The 17,770-nt window shown below is 67.6% G+C and carries 15 protein-coding genes; 5 read left to right on the top strand and 10 right to left on the bottom strand.

Going from position 1 to position 17,770, the window contains the following annotated elements:
* Nucleotides 1–19: 19 nt before the first annotated feature.
* Nucleotides 20–784, bottom strand: a complete 765-nt coding sequence (locus tag JI745_RS04225) for a glutathione S-transferase family protein (protein ID WP_201804020.1) — start codon at nt 782–784, stop codon at nt 20–22.
* 102 nt (nt 785–886) lie between these two features.
* On the opposite strand from JI745_RS04225, the gene JI745_RS04220 reads away from it, so the two are divergent.
* Nucleotides 887–1,783: a LysR substrate-binding domain-containing protein gene (locus tag JI745_RS04220; RefSeq protein ID WP_201804018.1), complete on the top strand. Its 897-nt coding sequence runs from the start codon at nt 887–889 to the stop codon at nt 1,781–1,783.
* On the opposite strand, the gene prmB is transcribed toward JI745_RS04220, so the two are convergent.
* From prmB to JI745_RS04190, 6 genes are all read right to left on the bottom strand, one after another.
* A complete protein-coding gene (gene prmB, locus JI745_RS04215) occupies nt 1,784–2,668 on the bottom strand; it encodes a 50S ribosomal protein L3 N(5)-glutamine methyltransferase (protein ID WP_201804016.1) in 885 nt (294 codons plus the stop codon).
* Nucleotides 2,665–3,810 carry a succinyl-diaminopimelate desuccinylase gene (dapE, locus tag JI745_RS04210; RefSeq protein WP_201804015.1) on the bottom strand — a complete coding sequence of 382 codons (1,146 nt, stop codon included), beginning with the start codon at nt 3,808–3,810 and terminating at the stop codon, nt 2,665–2,667. Before dapE ends, prmB begins: the two co-directional genes overlap by 4 nt.
* 3 nt (nt 3,811–3,813) lie before the next feature.
* Nucleotides 3,814–5,031 carry a PilT/PilU family type 4a pilus ATPase gene (locus JI745_RS04205; protein ID WP_236674900.1) on the bottom strand — a complete coding sequence of 406 codons (1,218 nt, stop codon included), beginning with the start codon at nt 5,029–5,031 and terminating at the stop codon, nt 3,814–3,816.
* A gap of 76 nt (nt 5,032–5,107) precedes the next feature.
* Nucleotides 5,108–5,932: a 2,3,4,5-tetrahydropyridine-2,6-dicarboxylate N-succinyltransferase gene (dapD, locus tag JI745_RS04200; protein WP_201804007.1), complete on the bottom strand. Its 825-nt coding sequence runs from the start codon at nt 5,930–5,932 to the stop codon at nt 5,108–5,110.
* Nucleotides 5,933–5,944: 12 nt separating this feature from the next.
* Entirely contained in the window at nt 5,945–7,147 is a 1,203-nt protein-coding gene (gene dapC, locus JI745_RS04195; RefSeq protein WP_201804005.1) for a succinyldiaminopimelate transaminase, read from the bottom strand.
* A gap of 8 nt (nt 7,148–7,155) precedes the next feature.
* Nucleotides 7,156–8,133 carry a DUF72 domain-containing protein gene (locus JI745_RS04190; RefSeq protein ID WP_201804004.1) on the bottom strand — a complete coding sequence of 326 codons (978 nt, stop codon included), beginning with the start codon at nt 8,131–8,133 and terminating at the stop codon, nt 7,156–7,158.
* Nucleotides 8,134–8,185: 52 nt separating this feature from the next.
* Here JI745_RS04190 and JI745_RS04185 point away from each other — a divergent pair, with 52 nt between their 5' ends.
* Nucleotides 8,186–8,740 (top strand): CAP domain-containing protein, encoded by a 555-nt coding sequence (locus JI745_RS04185; protein WP_201804002.1) that lies wholly within the window; start codon nt 8,186–8,188, stop codon nt 8,738–8,740.
* Nucleotides 8,741–8,744: 4 nt separating this feature from the next.
* Here JI745_RS04185 and queF read toward each other — a convergent pair whose 3' ends face one another.
* The gene (gene queF, locus JI745_RS04180) at nt 8,745–9,221 is read right to left on the bottom strand and encodes a preQ(1) synthase (protein ID WP_236674899.1); all 477 of its coding nucleotides are present in this window, start codon (nt 9,219–9,221) and stop codon (nt 8,745–8,747) included.
* A 174-nt stretch (nt 9,222–9,395) separates the two neighbouring features.
* Between queF and smc the strand changes: the two genes are divergently transcribed.
* Genes smc through ligA form a run of 3 tightly spaced genes read left to right on the top strand, consistent with a single transcriptional unit; the run spans nt 9,396 to nt 16,113 of the window.
* The gene (gene smc / locus JI745_RS04175; RefSeq protein ID WP_201803999.1) at nt 9,396–12,911 is read left to right on the top strand and encodes a chromosome segregation protein SMC; all 3,516 of its coding nucleotides are present in this window, start codon (nt 9,396–9,398) and stop codon (nt 12,909–12,911) included.
* Nucleotides 12,912–12,915: 4 nt separating this feature from the next.
* Nucleotides 12,916–14,004 carry a cell division protein FtsZ gene (locus JI745_RS04170; protein WP_201803993.1) on the top strand — a complete coding sequence of 363 codons (1,089 nt, stop codon included), beginning with the start codon at nt 12,916–12,918 and terminating at the stop codon, nt 14,002–14,004.
* A gap of 36 nt (nt 14,005–14,040) precedes the next feature.
* On the top strand, nt 14,041–16,113 hold the full coding sequence (gene ligA / locus JI745_RS04165) for an NAD-dependent DNA ligase LigA (protein ID WP_201803991.1): 2,073 nt from the start codon (nt 14,041–14,043) through the stop codon (nt 16,111–16,113).
* 2 nt (nt 16,114–16,115) lie between these two features.
* Here ligA and JI745_RS04160 read toward each other — a convergent pair whose 3' ends face one another.
* Together JI745_RS04160 and JI745_RS04155 are read right to left on the bottom strand one after the other, a co-directional pair.
* Nucleotides 16,116–16,871: a metal ABC transporter permease gene (locus JI745_RS04160; protein ID WP_201803990.1), complete on the bottom strand. Its 756-nt coding sequence runs from the start codon at nt 16,869–16,871 to the stop codon at nt 16,116–16,118.
* Complete coding sequence (locus tag JI745_RS04155) at nt 16,868–17,764, bottom strand: metal ABC transporter solute-binding protein, Zn/Mn family (RefSeq protein WP_201803987.1); 897 nt, start codon at nt 17,762–17,764, stop codon at nt 16,868–16,870. Before JI745_RS04155 ends, JI745_RS04160 begins: the two co-directional genes overlap by 4 nt.
* Nucleotides 17,765–17,770 lie beyond the last annotated feature (6 nt).

Below are 17,770 nucleotides of genomic sequence, written 5' to 3'. Positions count from 1 at the left end.
AGGGGCGCCGTGACTATCCTCAGGCGGCCATGCGCCTCCCATCGGCCGAATGGTCGATGTCGTGTGACGTAGTGCCGGTTGTCGGGCGGGCCAGTGCGATTGCTTCCGCGAGCGGCACCAGACCCACCATCGCGCCGCTGCCCGTGGCAGGCAGCCCGTCCTCCACGGCATGCGCAAACTGGACCGCCGGGTCGGCTTCGAGCCGCGCCTTCAGGGCCTGGACCTTGGGATGGGCGCGTGGGTCGACCGCCGAGTGGAAGTCGGCCCAGCGTGCCACGCCGATGAAGATCGCATCGGCCAGTGTCGGCCGCTCGCCCACCAGGTAGGGACCCTCGCCGATCATCGCTTCCAGCTGGGTGTGGCGGAGGGCCACCGCCTCGCGGCCGTGGTGCTGCAGGACCTGCTTGACGTCGTCCGGCATGCTCGGGTTTTCCATGGCCGCCCACAAGGGGCTGAAGGCGCCGGTGAAGCTGGTGTTGAGAAAGGCCATGAGCTGGTGCATGCGCAGCGAATCGCCGCTGCCCGGCGCGAAGCTGATGCGATGGTCGGTGTCGCGCGAGGCCATCCAATGCGCGATGGCCAGGTTCTCGGTGAGCGGCTGCCCGTTCTCGAGGATCAGCGCAGGCGTCTCGCGCCGGCCGTTCAGCCGCCCGTAGGCCTCGCTGAGCATGTCATCCGGCATGTGGACCCGCGCCACGCGATAGGGCAACCCCAGCCATTCGGACGCGGCCACCAGGCCGAGCGAGCTGCCTTGCGGAAAGCCGGCGAAGAGGATCGGTGTCATGTGAAGCTCCTTGTGTGTTGGAGCCTTCAGCGTAGGCATCGGAGTGGTCATCGTGAAGATCGCGAGCGTCGACATAAAGTCCACGCACGGAGACTTCCACCGATGACCAACCTCAACGACCTGCTCTTCTTCGTGCGCGCGGTGGATTGCGGCGGCTTCGCCGCGGCGGCGCGCCAGCTCGACGTGCCGAAGTCGACCGTGAGCAAGCGCGTGGCCGAGCTCGAGAAGCAGCTCGATGCGCGCCTCGTGCATCGCTCGTCGCGCAGCTTCGTGCTCACCGACGTCGGCCGCGAGGTCTACGACCATGCCCGTGCCGCGATGACCGAGGTCGAGGCCGCGGAAAGCGCCGTCAAGCGACGCCGCAGCGAGCCGAGCGGCGTGGTCCGCATCACGAGCTCGGTGCCGGTGGCGCAGCTCGAGCTGGCCTCGAAGCTGCCTCGCTTCATGCGCCAGCACCCCAAGGTGACGGTGCACCTGCAGGTCACCGACCGGTTTGTCGACCTGCTGCAGGAAAACGTCGACATCGCGGTGCGCAGCCATTTCGCGCCGCTGCGTGACTCGGAGCTGGTGCAGCGGCAGATCCGCAGCGAGCCGATCGTGCTGGCAGCCTCGCCGGCGTATCTGGCGCAACACGGCACGCCGGACAGTCCTGATGCGCTGGCCGTCCACCACGGCCTGCTGGCGCCGAATGCGGGCACCGGTGCCTCGTGGGCTTTGCGCCATGGGAATGGGGACGACGCTCAGGTGGAGCCCATGCCGCGTTTCCTGTCGAACGAATCGCTGACCTTGCTGGAGGCCGCACAGGCCGACCTCGGCATCGTCGCGCTCCCCCGCGGCATGCTGGCGAAGCATTTCGATGCGGGCCGGCTGGTGCACGTGCTGCCAGGGTGGACGGCCGGGACGGTCGTCACGACGGTGCTCACGCCGCACCGGCGCGGGCAGCTGCCCTCTGTACGAGCGGTGATCGACTTTCTGGCGGCGGAAGCAGGCAGCGCCTGATCAACGCGCCCACTTCACGAGCGCATCGCGCGTGACCAGGAGCACCTGGTCGTCGCCCGCGCTCGTGTCCAGCCAGGCCACTTCGAGCTTGCGGAAGGCGTGCTCGAAATGCGGGCGTTCGTTGCCGATCTCGAGCACCAGCACGCCGATGTCGCTCATGCGCGAGGGCGCGTCTTTCAGGATGCGGCGCACGAGGTCCATGCCGTCTTCTCCACCGGCCAGCGCGAGCTGGGGTTCGTGCAGGTATTCCTTCGGCAGCTCGCGCATGCTCTGGGTGTTGACGTAGGGCGGGTTGCAGACGATCAGGTCGTACGGGCCCTGCAGGTCGTTCAGGAGGTCCGACTTCACGAGCGTGATGCGCTTGGCGAGCTTGTGCTTGTCGATGTTCATCTTCGCGATGGCCAGGGCGTCGTCGGAGATGTCGGCTGCGTCCACCGTCACTTCCGGGTAGGCCATGGCAGCGATCACGGCCAGGCTGCCGTTGCCGGTGCACAGGTCGAGCACACGCTGCGTGCGGTCGGACAACCAGCTGTCCAGCGTGCCTTCGCCTTCACCATCGGCCAGCAGCTCGGCGATGAAGGAGCGCGGCACGATGGATCGCTCATCGATGTAGAAGGGCACGTTCTGCAGCCACGCTTCTTTCGTGATGTAAGCGGCGGGGCGGCGGGTGTCGATGCGCTCGGTGATCACCGCGTCGATCTTCGTGAGTTCGGCGTCGGTGAGTTCGCGCTTGGCATGCGGCTCCAGCTCGTCGAGCGGCATGCCGAGCGCCCACAGCACCAGCCAGGCGGCCTCGTCGAACGCGTTGGTTGTGCCATGCCCAAACGAAACGCCCGCCGATTTGAGGCGGGCGGCTTGCGCGGTGATGCAGTCGATGAGCTTCACAGCAGCAATCCTTCCAATGTCTTGCGGTAGATGTTCTTCAGCGGCTCGATCTCGGCCACCGCCACGTGTTCGTCGATCTTGTGGATGGTGGCATTGAGCGGGCCGAATTCGACGACCTGCTCGCAGATTTTCGCGATGAAGCGGCCGTCGGAGGTGCCGCCGGTGGTCGAGAGTTCGGTCTCGACGCCCGTCTCGCTGCGGATGGCGTTTTGCAGCGATTCGACCAGTGCACCCTTCGGCGTGATGAAGGGCTCGCCGCTGAGCGACCAGGCGATGCGGTAGTCGAGCCCGTGCTGGTCGAGCACCGCGTTCACGCGCGCCTTCAGCGTGTCGACGGTCTGCTCGGTCGAGAAGCGGAAGTTGAAGTCGACCACCAGCTCGCCGGGGATCACGTTCGACGCACCGGTGCCGCCGTGGATGTTGGACATCTGCCAGCTCGTCGGCGGGAAGTATTCGTTGCCGCGGTCCCAATCGATCGCCGCCAGCTCGGCCAGCGCCGGCGCGGCCAGGTGGATCGGGTTCTTCGCGAGCTGCGGGTAGGCGATGTGGCCCTGCACGCCCTTGACGGTGAGCTTGCCCGAGAGCGAGCCACGCCGGCCGTTCTTGATCATGTCGCCCAGCGTGTTGACGGAGGTCGGCTCGCCGACGATGCAGTAATCGAGCTTCTCGCCGCGTTCCTTCAGCGCCTGGCAGACCTTGACGGTGCCATCGACCGACGGACCTTCCTCGTCGCTGGTGATGAGCAGCGCAATGCCACCGCAACGATCTCCATGTTGGGCAACGAATTCCTCGACCGCCACCACGAAAGCAGCAATCGAGGTCTTCATGTCGGCCGCGCCGCGGCCATAGAGCTTGCCGTCGCGGTGCGTGGGCACGAAGGGGTCGCTCGTCCACTGCGTGAGCGGGCCGGTGGGCACCACGTCGGTGTGGCCGGCGAAGACGAGCAGCTTGCTGCCGGGCTTGCCCCGCCGCACGGCCCAGAGGTTGGTGACGCGGAAATCGTGCGGGCCGAAGCTCAGCGTCTCGCAGTCGAAGCCGAGCGCGGCCAGGCGTTTGATGATGAGCGCCTGGCAGCCACCGTCGTCAGGCGTGACCGAGCGGCGGGCGATGAGCTGTTCGGTCAGCGAGAGGGCAGCAGACATCAATCAGAAGCGCGTCGCGCGGAAGCCGCTGTTGCGGCCATCGTCGCCCGGCACGTCGAGCGTGATCTCGGTGAAGGTCGGCTGGTCATCGACCTCTTCCTTCTTGGGCTGCAGGCGCGACACCGGTTCGGTGTCGTTCTGCAGGCGCCACATCAGGTTGGTCGGCGAGTCGGCGTAGGCGAGGCCTTCGTCGCGGGTGATCACGCCTTCGCCGATCAGGCGGGCAAGGTCGGCCTCGAAGGTCTGCGAGCCCTCGGCCATCGAGTTCTCCATCGCTTCCTTCACGCCGTTGAAGTCGCCCTGTTCGATGAGCTCCGACACCAGCTTGGTGTTGAGCATCACCTCCACCGCCGGGCGGCGGCCGCCGGCCGACGCGCGCACCAGGCGCTGCGACACGATGGCCTTCAGGCCCGAGGCCAGGTCTGAGAGCAGGGCGGGGCGCGACTCCGGCGAGTAGAACGACAAGATGCGGCCCAGCGCGTGGTAGCTGTTGTTGGCGTGCAGGGTCGACACGACCAGGTGGCCCGACAGCGAATACGAGATCGCCATCGTCATCGTCTCGCGGTCGCGGATTTCGCCGATGTAGATGCAATCGGGCGCCTGGCGCAGCGCGTTCTTCAGCGCGATCTGCAGCGACTGCGTGTCGCGGCCCACCTCGCGCTGGTTCACCATCGAGCGCTTGTTGTGGAAGATGAACTCGATCGGGTCCTCGATGGTGAGGATGTGGCCGGCCATCTGCTGGTTGCGCTGCTCCAGCATCGAGGCGAGCGTGGTGCTCTTGCCGGTGCCGGTGGCGCCGACCAGCAGGATGAGCCCGCGCTTTTCCAGGATCATCGTGTTCAGGACCGGCGGCAGGTTGAGGCTGCCCAGCGCCGGGATGTCGTGCGGAATGCAGCGGAAGACGGCTGCGATCGAGCCGCGCTGGCGGAAGGCGCTCAGGCGGAAGCTGCCCACGCCGCTGATGCCGATGCCCACGTTGAGCTCGCCCGTGTCTTCCAGGTCTTCGAGCTGGCTCGGGGTGAGCAGCTCGGCCAGCAGCTGGCGCGGCTGTGATGCGCTCAGCGGCTGGTCGGAGAGCTGCAGGATCTGCCCGTTGATCTTGATGAGGATGGGCGTGGCGGCCGACAGGTAGACGTCGGACGCACTCTTCTCGGCCATCAGCCGCAGCACGCGTTCCATGTTGCCGCCGGAACCGGCGGTGCTGCTCGTCGTGGTGTTCATCGGAGTCCTTTCGGGGCTCGATCGATCAGGTTCAGAGAGCGAGGCGAGACTTCTTCGTTTTAATGGGGGAAAGAGATCAGCTGCGCAGCAGTTCGTTGATGCTGGTCTTGGCACGCGTCTCGGCGGTGACGCGCTTGACGATGACCGCGCAGTACAGGCTGTGGCTGCCGTCGACGGCGGGCAGCGAGCCGCTCACCACCACCGAGCCCGAGGGCACACGGCCGTAGGTGACTTCGCCGGTCATGCGGTTGTAGATCTTGGTGCTCTGGCTGATGTACACGCCCATCGAGATCACCGAGTTCTCTTCGACGATCACGCCTTCCACCACTTCGGAACGGGCGCCGATGAAGCAGTTGTCTTCGATGATGGTCGGGTTGGCCTGCAGCGGCTCCAGCACGCCGCCGATGCCCACGCCGCCCGACAGGTGCACGTTCTTGCCGATCTGCGCGCAGGAGCCGACGGTGGCCCAGGTGTCGACCATCGTGCCCTCGTCGACATAGGCACCGATGTTCACGTAGGAGGGCATCAGCACCACGTTCTTCGCGACATAGCTGCCATGGCGGGCGACGGCCGGCGGCACGATGCGCACGCCGGTGGCGCGCACTTCTTCTTCGCTGAGGCTCGAGAACTTGGTTTTCACCTTGTCGAAGAAGGCGAGTTCGCCGGAGCGCATCAGTTCGTTGTCGTTCAGGCGGAAGGACAGCAGCACCGCCTTCTTGACCCACTGGTTCACCGTCCAGTCGCCCACGCCCTTGCGGTCGGCCACGCGGATGCGGCCGGCGTTCAGGTCGTCCACCACCTGCGTGACCGCATTGCGGATCTCGGGGCTCGCGTTCTGCGGGTTCAGGCTGGTGCGGCCTTCCCAGGCGAGGTCGATGATGTTCTGGAGCTGTTGGGTCATGAGGGCTTCGGCTTAAAGGGACTTCACGTAAGAAGCGATGCGGTGCGCGGCTTCGAGGCATTCCTCGACTTCGGCCACCAGGGCCAGCCGCACGCGGCCGGCTCCCGGGTTCACACCGTCGACTTCACGGGCGAGCAGGCTGCCAGGCAGGACGGTCACATTGTATTGAGCCAGAAGGCCCAGGGCGAAGGCGATGTCGTCGCCGCCGTGTGCGTGTTTTGGGATGCCGGCCCAGAGGTAGAAGCTCGCGTCGGGGAGCTTCACGTCGAAGGCCTGCTCGAGCACGGGCATCACCTGCGCGAACTTGCGGCGGTACTTGTCGCGGTTGTCGACCACGTGCTGCTCATCGTTCCAGCCGGCGATGCTGGCGCGCTGGATCATCTGGCTCATGGCGCTGCCGTGGTAGGTGCGGTAGAGCAGGAATTTCTTGATGATCTGCGCGTCGCCGGCGACGAAACCCGAGCGCATGCCGGGCACGTTGGAGCGCTTCGAGAGGCTGGTGAGCGCGATCAGGTTTTTGAAGTCCTTCAGGCCGAGTTGCACGGCCGCTTCCAGTCCGCCGAGCGGCGGCTCTTCGCGGAAGTAGATCTCGGAGTAGCACTCGTCGGAGGCGATCACGAAGCCGAAGCGTTCGCTGAGCTCGAAGAGACGCTTCCATTCGGCCAGCGGCATCACCGCGCCGGTCGGGTTGCCCGGCGAGCACACGTAGATCAACTGCGTGCGCGCCCAGACGCTCTCGGGCACCGCGTCCCAATCGGCGGCAAAGTTGCGCTTCGGGTCGCTGTTGACGTAGTACGGCGCAGCACCGGAGAGCAGCGCGGCGCCTTCGTAGATCTGATAGAACGGGTTGGGGCAGACGACGGTGGCGCCGGGCTTCGTCGGGTCGATCACCGTCTGGGCCAGCGCAAAGAGCGCTTCGCGCGAGCCGTTGACCGGCAGCACCTGCGTCATGGCATCGACGGTCAGGCCGTAGCGGCGCGTGAGCCAGCCGGCGCACGACTCGCGCATCGCACGGTCGCCGGCCGTGGCGGGGTAGGACGCGAGGCCGCCGAAGCCGTCCACCAGCGCATCGAGGATGAGCTGCGGCGTCGCGTGCTTGGGCTCGCCGATACCCAGGCTGATGGGCTTGTAGGCCGGGTTGGGGGTGATGTCCTTGGTGAGGGCGCTCAGCCGTTCGAACGGGTAGGGGTGCAGCTTGGCCAGCAGAGGGTTCATGCGCCCGATTATCGGGGAGCGCGTTTGCCGAAACCGTCTGAGCCGGTGCGGATGACGGGCGCCTTCCACCCGGGCGGCCAGACGGGCTGGCCTTGCTCGCCGAGCGGGCTCTCCTGGCCCAGCTTGCGCATCAAGGTGGCGGCGTCGTAGGGCGCGTGGACCTTCACGTCGTTGTCGAAGTAGGCGTAGATGTCGCGCCGGGCGCGCTTGGGGGCGGGTTTGGGAGATGCGAGACGCGCATCCTCCACCTGGCCGCCTTCGCTCCAGGTCTGGATGCGGTGCGCCCAGCGGTCGAGCGCCGCATCGCTGTAGCCGCTGGCGTACAGCTCCTTGTCGCCGTGCAGGCGCAGGTAGACGAAATCGGCCGTCAGGTCTTCCAGCAGCGGCCATTTGCCGGCGGTGTCGGCCACGACGAGGGCGATGCGGTACTTGCGCAGGAGCGCGATGAACGCCGGGTCGGCGAAGCTTTCGTGGCGGATCTCCACGGCGTGGCGCATCGGCCGTTTGGCGTCGGGCTCGACGCTCGCGCGGCCCTCCACCCGCTTGTCGTGATGTACGGCGAGCTTCGCCGCGGCTTCGGTGTCGCGCGGCAGTTGCGCGAAGAAGGCTTCGAAACGCTCCGGCTTGAAGGGCAGCATCGGCGGAAACTGCCACAGGATCGGCCCGAGCTTGGGCCCGAGCTCGAAGATGCCGTTGGCCAGGAAGTTCGCGAGCGGCGTCTCGATGTCCTTGAGCCGGCGCATGTGGGTGATGTACTTCGGCCCCTTCACCGCGAAGACGAAATCGTCGGGTGTGTCGGCCGCCCACTGCGCATAGAACTCAGGTCGCTGCAGCGAGTAGAACGAGCCGTTGATCTCGATCGTGGGCAGCATGCGCGAGGCGTACTCCAGCTCGCGCCGCTGCGCCAGTTTCTCGGGGTAGAACACCCCTCGCCAAGGCTCGTAGCGCCAGCCGGAGATGCCGATGCGGATGTCGTGTGTGGCCATGTGCAAAGCCCGGCAAATGAAGTGCCGGACCGCGGTTTGCTGCAACCTCGGCATGCGAAGAACGCTCATCTCGACCTTGCTGCTGGGGCTTTCGGCCGTGGCCTGCACGGCGGGCCCGCCGCCAGCTGCGGCGCCGGCACCGGCCCCGGCCGCGCCGGCGGCGCGCAGTTGCGGCATCGCCAGCCTGCAGGCCAGTGTGCTGGCCCGCGTCAATGCGGCCCGGGCCCGTGGCGCCAGTTGCGGCAGCGCCGGCCGTTTCGGCCCCGCCCCACCGCTCGTGTGGAACGACGCGCTCGCCCGCGCCGCCGAGCGGCACTCGCGTGACATGGTGGCCGGCAATTTCTTCTCGCACACCGGGTCCGACAAGACCGAGTTGCGCCAGCGTGCCGATGCCGTGGGCTACAACTGGCGCACGCTGGCTGAAAACATCGCCGGCGGCCGTGGCTCGGTCGACGGGACGGTGCAGCAGTGGCTTGACAGCCCGGGACACTGCGCCAACCTGATGAAGCCGGACCTCGTGCACGTGGGCGTGGCCTGCGCGCTCGGCGGGCCGCGCAGCACCTACACCCACTACTGGACGATGGCGCTGGGTGCGCCGATGCGCTGATCGCTCAGAGGAGGCCGCGCTCTTCCACGTGTTTCGGCAGATCGACCACCGGCTGCGGCTTCCAGCCCTTTTGCCGGTGTTCGGCCACCACGTTCGTGTAGATGCCGCCGCGCACGTACCACTTGGCGGTGATGCGCACGAAGCGCGGGTTGGTGGCCTTCACGATGTCGTCGAGGATGGTGTTGGTCACTTTCTCGTGGAACGCGCCTTCGTTGCGATAGCTCCAGAAGTACATCTTCAGGCTCTTCAGCTCGATGCAGAGCTTGTCGGCAATCATGTCGATGGTGAAGTGCGCGAAGTCCGGCTGGCCGGTCAGCGGGCAATGGCAGGTGAACTCCGGCACCTGGAACTGGATGACGTAGTCGCGCTGCGGCGCCGGATTGGGGAAGACCTGCAGGTCCTTGCTCGGCGCGGTGGGCGGGTTGGCCGGTTTCTCGCGCTGGTTGAGTTTGGGCTTCGGGGCGGCGACTTTGGAGGACATCTTGGCCATGGCGGGGAAGGGCGTTTCGAGAGGTTTCTACGGGGGTTTCGCGAGGGGGGCGATGGTATCATCGCGCCTCGCTGGAAAGCCGCTGGATAGCGGAATTTCCTAAATAAATCAAGCACTTAGAAGCGCTCGGCGTGATGCCTGAGCCGCACCCGGACAGCTCTCTCCATGCGTCTGAATTCCATCAAGCTTTCGGGCTTCAAGTCCTTTGCCGAGCCCACGAATTTCCAGCTTCCAGGGCAGCTCGTCGGCGTGGTCGGCCCCAACGGCTGCGGCAAGTCCAACATCATGGACGCCGTGCGCTGGGTGCTCGGTGAGTCGAAGGCCAGCGAACTGCGCGGCGAGTCGATGCAGGACGTGATCTTCAGCGGCTCGGGCAACCGCAAGGGCGCGAGCCGCGCAAGCGTCGAGCTCGTCTTCAGCAACGAAGACGCCCGCGCCGGCGGCCAGTGGAACCAGTTCACCGAGATCGCGGTGAAACGCGTGCTCACGCGCGACGGCACCAGCAGCTACTTCATCAACAATCAGCCGGTGCGCCGCCGCGACGTTCAGGACGTCTTCCTCGGTACCGGCCTCGGCCCTCGCGCCTACGCCATCATCGGCCAGGGCACGATCAGCCGCATCATCGAATCCAAGCCCGAGGAGCTGCGTCTCTTCCTCGAAGAAGCCGCCGGTGTCTCCAAGTACAAGGAGCGCCGTCGCGAGACCGAGAACCGGCTGAAAGACACGCGCGAGAACCTCACCCGCGTCGAAGACATCCTGCGTGAGCTGAACGCCAACCTCGAGAAGCTCGAGAAGCAGGCCGAGGTGGCGAGCCAGTACCGAGCGCTGCAGGAGAGCGGCTCGCTCAAGCTGCACCAGCTGTGGTTCCTCAAGCACCGCGACGCGGCGAGTGAGCAGGAGCGCGTGAAGAAGGAAGTGCTTGAAGCGACCAACGCGCTCGAAGCCCGCATGGCCGAGCTGCGCCACGGCGAAGCCGAGCTGGAGACGATCCGCCAGGCGCACTACGCCGCAAGCGACGAGCTGCACACCGCGCAAGGCTCGCTCGCCGAAGCCTCGCTCGAAGTGAGCCGGCTGGAGGAGCGCATCCGCTATGTGGTCGAAGGCCGTCAGCGCGTGGAGCAGCGCCTTACCGAGCTGAAGGCGCAGAACGAGCAGTGGGAAGAGCGACAGGCCGAGGCCCAGGTGGAGCTGGAGCAGATCGCCGAGCAGATCGCCGCGGCCGATGAGCAGAGCGAGATCCTCGCCGCGCAAGCCGAAGAGCAGGCCGGCAACCTGCCCAACGCCGAAGACGCGGTGCGCGCCGCGCAGGCACGCGCCAACGAGCAGCGCAGCTCGGTCACGAGCGTGCAGCAGCAGATCCAGGTGCTGGCCGCCGAGAGCCGCAACATCGACGACCAGCGCCGTCAATTGAACGCCCGCCGCGAGCGCCTCGATGGCGAGCGCCGGCAACTCGCTGCGCCCGACACGGCGCGGCTCGAAGAGCTGAAGCAGCAATCCGCCGTCGCCGAAGAGGCACAGGCCGTGGCCGACGAGCGCCTGCACGAGCTGAGCGAGCAGGTGCCGGCGCTCGACGAAGACCGCCGCACGAAGCAGGAGCAGGTCAACGCCGAGAGCGGCAAACAAGCCGACCTCAGTGCCCGCCTCGAAGCGCTGCGCGCGCTCCAGGAAAAAGTGCAGACCGAAGGCAAGCTCAAGCCCTGGCTCGCCAAGCACGGGCTCGATGGCCTGCAGGGCCTGTGGACCAAGATCCACATCGAGTCGGGCTGGGAGACGGCGCTTGAATCGGCGCTGCGCGAGCGCATCAACGCGCTCGAGGTCGGCCGCATCGAGACGGCCCGTGCGTTTGCCTCCGACGCGCCGCCGGCCAAGCTGGCGTTCTACACGCCGCCGCAGGCCGCGATCACCAACACGCACCAGACGCTGCCGCGCCTGAGCGACCTGCTGCGCCTGGGCGATGCGGGCCTGAAGGCGCTGCTGAACGACTGGCTCGAAGGTGTCTACACCGCCGCCAACATCGACGAAGCTTTTGCCGCGCGCGACAAGCTGACGCACGGCGAAGTGATCATGACCCGCGAGGGCCATGCGGTGAGCCAGTTCGCGGTCTCTTTCTACGCGCCCGACTCCGAGCAGGCCGGTATGCTGGCCCGCGCGCAGGAGATCGAGAACCTGGAGCGCCAGTCGAAGGCGCAGGCGTTGATCGCCGAAGAGTCGCGCAGCAGCCTCGTGCGTGCCGAGGCGGCGTACACCGATGCGTCGCAGCGCCTGGTGACGGCGCGCCGTGAAGCGGCCGAGACGCAGACCCGTGCGCATCAGCTGCACGTTGAGCTGCTGCGCCTCTCGCAGCAGGCCGAAGCGACGAGCACCCGCCGTGGCCAGCTCGATGCCGAGCTCGCCGAAATCGACGGCCAGCTCGAAGAGCTGAACGAGCGCCGCGCCACCGGCGAGGCCAAGTTCGAAGAGCTCGACATGCAGCTCGCCAACACGCAGGAGCGCCACGCCGAGCTGGAAGAAGCGGTGATCACCGCCGAGCGCAAGCTGGCCGAAGCGCGCGAGCAGCTTCGCTCGCTGGAGCGCCAGGCGCAGGAGGCGCAGTTCTCCTCACGCTCGCTGGCCGCGCGCCGCAGCGAGCTGCAACGCAGCATCGAGACCGCGACGCAGCAGGTCGCCGCCAACGAACAATCGGCGGTGCAGCTGCAGGAAGAGCTGACGCGCCTGACCGATGCCTCGGCCCAGGCCGGCCTCGAAGCGGCGCTCGCCGTGAAGCTCGAGCGCGAAGCCGCCCTCGGCGCGAAGCGCAGCGAATACGACGACCTGACCCTGCGCCTGCGCCGCGCCGACGAGCAACGCCTGCAGCACGAGCAAAGCCTGCAGCCGATGCGCGACCGCATCACCAAGCTGCAGCTCGAGGAGCAGGCCGCCCAGCTGGGTGGCGCGCAGTACATGGAGCAGCTCACCGCTGCCGAGGTCGACCTCGAAGCGCTGGCGAAGAATGTCGCCGAGAACAACGTCAAGCTCTACGGCCTGCAAGGCGAGATCGATCGCATCAACCGCGAGATCAACGCCCTCGGCGCCGTGAACCTGGCGGCCCTCGATGAACTGACGGCTTCGCGCGAACGTAAGACCTTCCTCGACGCGCAGAACGCCGACCTGAACGAAGCCATCACCACGCTCGAAGGCGCCATCCACAAGATCGACCTGGAAACGCGCGACCTGCTGGGCAACACCTTCAACCAGGTCAACTCGCACTTCGGCCGCATGTTCCCCAGCCTCTTCGGCGGCGGCCAGGCCAAGCTCGTGATGACGGGCGACGAGATCCTGGATGCGGGCGTGCAGGTGATGGCCCAGCCGCCGGGCAAGAAGAACAGCACCATCCACCTGCTCTCGGGCGGCGAGAAGGCGCTCACGGCCATCGCGCTCGTGTTCGCGATCTTCCAGTTGAACCCGGCACCGTTCTGCCTGCTCGACGAGGTGGACGCGCCGCTCGACGACGCCAACACCGAGCGCTACGCCAAGCTCGTGAAGGAGATGAGCAGCGGCACGCAGTTCCTCTTCATCAGCCACAACAAGATCGCGATGGAGATGGCCGAGCAGCTGATCGGCGTGACCATGCAGGAGCAGGGCGTGTCGCGCATCGTGGCGGTCGACATGGAATCCGCGGTCAGCATGGCGGAAGCGGCCTGAACCCATGAACAGCCTGACCATCGCGCTGGCGGGCCTCGGGGGCGTGGTGCTGGCCGGCGTGGTGGCGCACGGCGCGTGGCAGGCCCGCAAGGCCGGCCCCAAGCGGGCCGAGCAACCGACGCCTGAGCCGCGCGAGCGCCAGGAGCCGCGCGACCTGATCGAGCCGGTGCTGGGCGATGTGCCCACCGACGCTCTGCCGCTCGATGCGGCCCCGATCACGGTCGACGACAAGCCCGTCTCGCCGCTGCCCATCGCGACGGTGCGCCGTGCAACGCAGCGCATCGATGCGCTCGTCGACGCGATCGCCACGCTGACCCTCGAATCGCCAGTGACCGGCGAGCTCGTGCTGGCCCACCAGCCCACCACCCGCCGCGCGGGCAGCAAGCCCTTCCTGATCGAGGGCCTGAACACCGAGACCGGCGAGTGGGAGGCGCCGCTGCCCGGCCGCCACTACGGCGAGCTGCAGGCCGGCGTACAACTCGCCAACCGCACTGGCGCGATGAACGAGATCGAGTACTCCGAGTTCGTGCAGAAGATCCAGCCGATGGCCGACGCGATCGGGGCGATGGCCGACTTCCCCGACATGCTCGACGCCGCTTTGCGCGCCAAGGAGCTCGACACCTTCGCCAGCCAGCACGATGCGCAGCTCGCCGTGCACCTGCAGGCCCGCTCGGTCGCGTGGAGCGTGGGCTACATCCAGCAGCACGCCGCCCGCCATGGCTTCGTGCCCGGCATGGTGCCCGGCCGGCTGGTGATGCCGTCTAAGGAGGAGGGTGCCCCACCCATCCTCACATTGACCTTCGACGCGCAAGCCGCGCTCGCCGACGACCCCAACCAGGCCGCCGTGCGCGACGTGACCCTGAGCTTCGACGTGCCGCAGACCGAAGCCAAGGCGGAGCCCTTCATCGCCTGGCAGGCGAGCGCGCAGGCGCTGTCGCTCGGCATGGATGCGGCGATCGTCGATGACAACGGCCAGCCGCTGAGCCCTCAAGGTTTTGCGGCGATCGGGGCTGAGCTCGGGAAGCTGTACGAGGCGCTGGAAGCGCGCGACATCGCGGCTGGGTCGATGGTGGCACGCAGGCTCTTCAGCTGAACGAAAACGGCCCGACGGGGCCTAAACTGCGGCGCCATGCCGCAGACCCCAGATACCGCCCGACGTGCCGCCCAGCTGCGTGAGCAGCTCAACCACCACGCCCACCGCTACTACGTGCTCGACGATCCGGAGATCCCTGACGCCGAGTACGACAAGCTGTTCCAGGAGCTGCAGGCCATCGAGGCCGCGCACCCCGAGCTGCTGACGGCCGACTCGCCCACCCAGCGTGTCATCGGCCAGGTGCTGGACGGCCTGACGCCGGTGTTCCACACCGTGCCGATGCTGAGCATCCGCACCGAGACCGACACCGAATCGAGCGGCGCCGTGGCCTTCGATGCGCGTGTGCGGCGCGAGCTCAAGCTGACCGAGGCCGACCCGCCGGTCGAATACGCCGCCGAGTTGAAGTTCGATGGCCTCGCCATCAACCTGCGCTACGAACACGGCGTGCTGGTGCAGGCGGCCACGCGGGGCGATGGCGAGAAGGGCGAAGACGTCACGCACAACATCCGCACCATCGGGCAGATTCCGTTGCGGCTGAAGGGGGTCGACGTACCGGTGCTCGAAGTGCGCGGCGAGGTCTACATGAGCCGCGACCAGTTCGAGAAGCTCAACGAACGCCAGCGCGAGCTGATCGCCAAAGGCGCGAAGAACGAGAAGACCTTCGTCAACCCGCGCAACGCGGCAGCGGGCGCGGTGCGCCAACTCGACTCGGCCGCGGCAGCGAAAAAGCCGCTGAGCTTCTTTGCCTACGGACTCGGCGACGTGCAGGGCTGGGAGGTGCCGCCCACGCACAGCGAGATGCTCGACGCGCTGCAGCGCTTCGGCCTGCCGGTCAGCAATGAACGCGTGGTGGTGAAGGGCGCAGAGGGCCTAGTCGCCTTCCACCAGAAGATCCGCGAGAAGCGCGACAGCCTGCCCTTCGACATCGACGGCATCGTCTACAAGGTCAACTCGCGCGAGCTGCAGAAGCAGCTCGGCTTCGTGTCGCGCGAGCCGCGCTGGGCGGTGGCGCACAAGTACCCGGCGCAGGAGCAGATGACGCTCTTGCGCGACATCGACATCCAGGTGGGCCGCACCGGCAAGCTCACGCCGGTGGCGAAGCTGGAGCCGGTGTTCGTGGGCGGCACGACGGTCAGCAACGCCACGCTGCACAACGAGGACGAAGCGCGCCGCAAGGACGTGCGCATCGGCGACACGGTGATCGTGCGGCGTGCCGGCGACGTGATCCCCGAAGTCGTGGGCGTGGTGCTGGAGAAGCGGCCGGCCGATGTCGGCGAGCCGTTCGATCTCTACAAGCGCCTTGGTGGCAAGTGCCCCGTCTGCGGCAGCGACATCGCGCGTGAAGAGGGTGGTGCCGACTGGCGTTGCAGCGGCGGGCTTTTCTGCCCGGCGCAGCGCAAGCAGGCGATCCTGCATTTCGCGGGCCGGCGCGCGATGGACGTGGAGGGCCTGGGCGACAAGCTCGTGGACCAGCTCATCGAATCGGGCCTCATCCGCACCTTGCCCGAGCTCTACACGCTGGGGCTTGCGAAGCTCACCGCGCTCGAGCGCATGGGCGAGAAAAGCGCGCAGAACCTGCTGGCCGGCCTGGAGAAGAGCAAGAAGACCACGCTTGCGCGCTTTCTCTTTTCGCTCGGCATCCGCCAGGTCGGCGAGACGACGGCGAAGGACCTGGCCAAGCATTTCGGCAAGCTCGACCTCATCATGGACGCGACGGTCGAGCAGTTGCTCGAAGTGCCCGACGTCGGCCCGATCGTGGCCGAGAGCATCCACACCTTTTTCCGCCAGCCTCACAACCGCGAGGTGGTCGAGCGCCTGAAGGCCGTCGGCGTGGGCTGGGAAGAGAAGGAAGGCGCCGGCGACCTGAGCCCCAAGCCGCTGGCCGGCAAGGTCTTCGTGCTGACGGGCACGCTGCCCTCGCTCTCGCGCGACGAGGCCAAGGAGATGATCGAAGCCGCCGGCGGCAAGGTCTCGGGTTCGGTGTCGAAGAAGACGACCTATGTCGTCGCGGGCGAAGAGGCGGGCAGCAAGCTCGACAAGGCGCGCGAGCTCGGGGTGGACGTGATCGACGAAGCCACCTTGCGCGAGCTGCTGGCTTCAGCCGGCTGAAGTCACCCCACCGAGCGCCGCGGCGAGCTGGCGTGCGCGAGCACGGCCAGCACCGCGAGGCACCACACGATCAAGGCACCGCTCGGCAGGTCGAACACCGCCGACAGCACGAGCCCGAGCGCGTAGCCGCCAATGCCGATGGCATAGGCCAGCGGCAGGCGCCGCGCTTGCGCGTGCTGCCGCACTCCGAGGGCCGGCACGATCAGGCTGGCGAAGACCAGGTACACGCCCACCAGCTGCACCGACACCGTGACGGCCAGCGCGAACAGCAGGTAGAAGCCCAGCCGCGGCAGCCGCGCGTGCCAGCCGAACCACATGGCAAGGATCAGCGCGGTGAGCGCTGCCGGCACGGCGAGTTGGCCGAAGCCCACCCAGAGGATCTGCCCGGCGAGCAGGTCACGCAGGTGCTCGCCGCCGTGCGGGTTCTTCGCCAGCAGCAGGATGCCGGCGGTGGCGGCCAGCACGAAGAGCACGCCGATCTGCGCTTCCTGCACCTCGGGCCAGCGCCGCTCCGTCCACGTCAGCAGCAGGGCGCCGGCGATGGCCGAGCTTGCCGCCGCCGCCTGCATCTGCCAGCCGCCCGACGGCAGCTCGAGCAGGCCCGCCACGATCACACCGAGGGCCGCGATCTGTGCGATCGCAAGGTCGATGAACACGATGCCGCGCTGGAGCACCTGAGCGCCCATCGGCACGTGCGTGGCGAGCACCAGCAGGCCCGCCACGAACGGCGCGAGCAGGATGGCGAGGTCGTGGTTCATCGCGTCGCCGCGAGCAGCAGCGAGAGCGTGCTGTCGAAGAGGCCGACGAGGTCCTTCGCCTGCTCGTTGCCGCCCACCGTGAACGGCAACGCCACGGCCGGGATGCGCGCCTGCTCCGACAGCCACTGCGACGCCCGTGGGTCCTGGTAGGCCGCGCGCACCACGAGCCGTGCCGGCTGCTTCGCGAGCTGCGCCTTCAGTGCCCCGAGGTGGCCCGCGCTCGGCTCGAGTCCGGGTTTGGGTTCCAGCGTGCCGACTTCGCGCATGCCCAGCCAGTGCCACAGGTAGCTCATGTTCTTGTGGTGCACGACCACAGGAAGCCCCTTGAGCGGCGCGGCCTGCTGCTCCCACCGGCGCAGCGCCTCGGCCCAGCGTGCGGCAAAGGCGACTTGTCGCTCCTGGTAGACACGTGCGTTGGCGGCATCGAGCTGCGCCAGTCGCTCGGCCAGGGCCTTGGCCACGAGTGCGATGTTGCGCGGGTCGAGCTGGATGTGCGGGTTGCCGGCGGCATGCACGTCACCGTCGCTGCGGTCCAGGCGCGCCGGCACGTCGAGCGCAGCGACGTACCGGCCCGCCTCGAAGTGGCCCGGCGCACCCGGTGCCACCTTCGCATTGCCCGACTGCTGCAGCAGCACCGGCAGCCAGCCCACCTCGAGCTCCATGCCGGTGCAGACGAGCAGGTCGGCGTTGCGCACCCGGGCGATGAGGCTCGGACGGGCCTCGATGCGATGCGGGTCCTGCAAGGCCGTGGTGGCCGACGAGACCTCCAGCTTGTCGCCGCCGAGCTCGGTGGCGAGTGCTGCCCACTCCGGCTCGCAGGCGACGACCTTGAGGGCCGCCTGCGCGTGCAGGCCGACGCCCAGCAAGGCCGCGCACAAGAGATGTCGAAGCATCGAGGT

This window comes from Piscinibacter sp. HJYY11, assembly GCF_016735515.1.
Lineage (GTDB): Bacteria > Pseudomonadota > Gammaproteobacteria > Burkholderiales > Burkholderiaceae_C > Rhizobacter.
This window is presented reverse-complemented; position numbering and strand designations above follow the sequence as displayed.

Bases quoted from the DNA above. Each gene is read 5' to 3' on its own strand.
- JI745_RS04225 (WP_201804020.1), bottom strand. From the start codon at position 784: ATGACACCGATCCTCTTCGCCGGCTTTCCGCAAGGCAGCTCGCTCGGC.
- JI745_RS04220 (WP_201804018.1), top strand. From the start codon at position 887: ATGACCAACCTCAACGACCTGCTCTTCTTCGTGCGCGCGGTGGATTGC.
- dapE (WP_201804015.1), bottom strand. From the start codon at position 3,810: ATGTCTGCTGCCCTCTCGCTGACCGAACAGCTCATCGCCCGCCGCTCG.
- JI745_RS04205 (WP_236674900.1), bottom strand. From the start codon at position 5,031: ATGAACACCACGACGAGCAGCACCGCCGGTTCCGGCGGCAACATGGAA.
- dapD (WP_201804007.1), bottom strand. From the start codon at position 5,932: ATGACCCAACAGCTCCAGAACATCATCGACCTCGCCTGGGAAGGCCGC.
- dapC (WP_201804005.1), bottom strand. From the start codon at position 7,147: ATGAACCCTCTGCTGGCCAAGCTGCACCCCTACCCGTTCGAACGGCTG.
- JI745_RS04190 (WP_201804004.1), bottom strand. From the start codon at position 8,133: ATGGCCACACACGACATCCGCATCGGCATCTCCGGCTGGCGCTACGAG.
- JI745_RS04185 (WP_201804002.1), top strand. From the start codon at position 8,186: ATGCGAAGAACGCTCATCTCGACCTTGCTGCTGGGGCTTTCGGCCGTG.
- queF (WP_236674899.1), bottom strand. From the start codon at position 9,221: ATGTCCTCCAAAGTCGCCGCCCCGAAGCCCAAACTCAACCAGCGCGAG.
- smc (WP_201803999.1), top strand. From the start codon at position 9,396: ATGCGTCTGAATTCCATCAAGCTTTCGGGCTTCAAGTCCTTTGCCGAG.
- JI745_RS04170 (WP_201803993.1), top strand. From the start codon at position 12,916: ATGAACAGCCTGACCATCGCGCTGGCGGGCCTCGGGGGCGTGGTGCTG.
- ligA (WP_201803991.1), top strand. From the start codon at position 14,041: ATGCCGCAGACCCCAGATACCGCCCGACGTGCCGCCCAGCTGCGTGAG.
- JI745_RS04160 (WP_201803990.1), bottom strand. From the start codon at position 16,871: ATGAACCACGACCTCGCCATCCTGCTCGCGCCGTTCGTGGCGGGCCTG.
- JI745_RS04155 (WP_201803987.1), bottom strand. From the start codon at position 17,764: ATGCTTCGACATCTCTTGTGCGCGGCCTTGCTGGGCGTCGGCCTGCAC.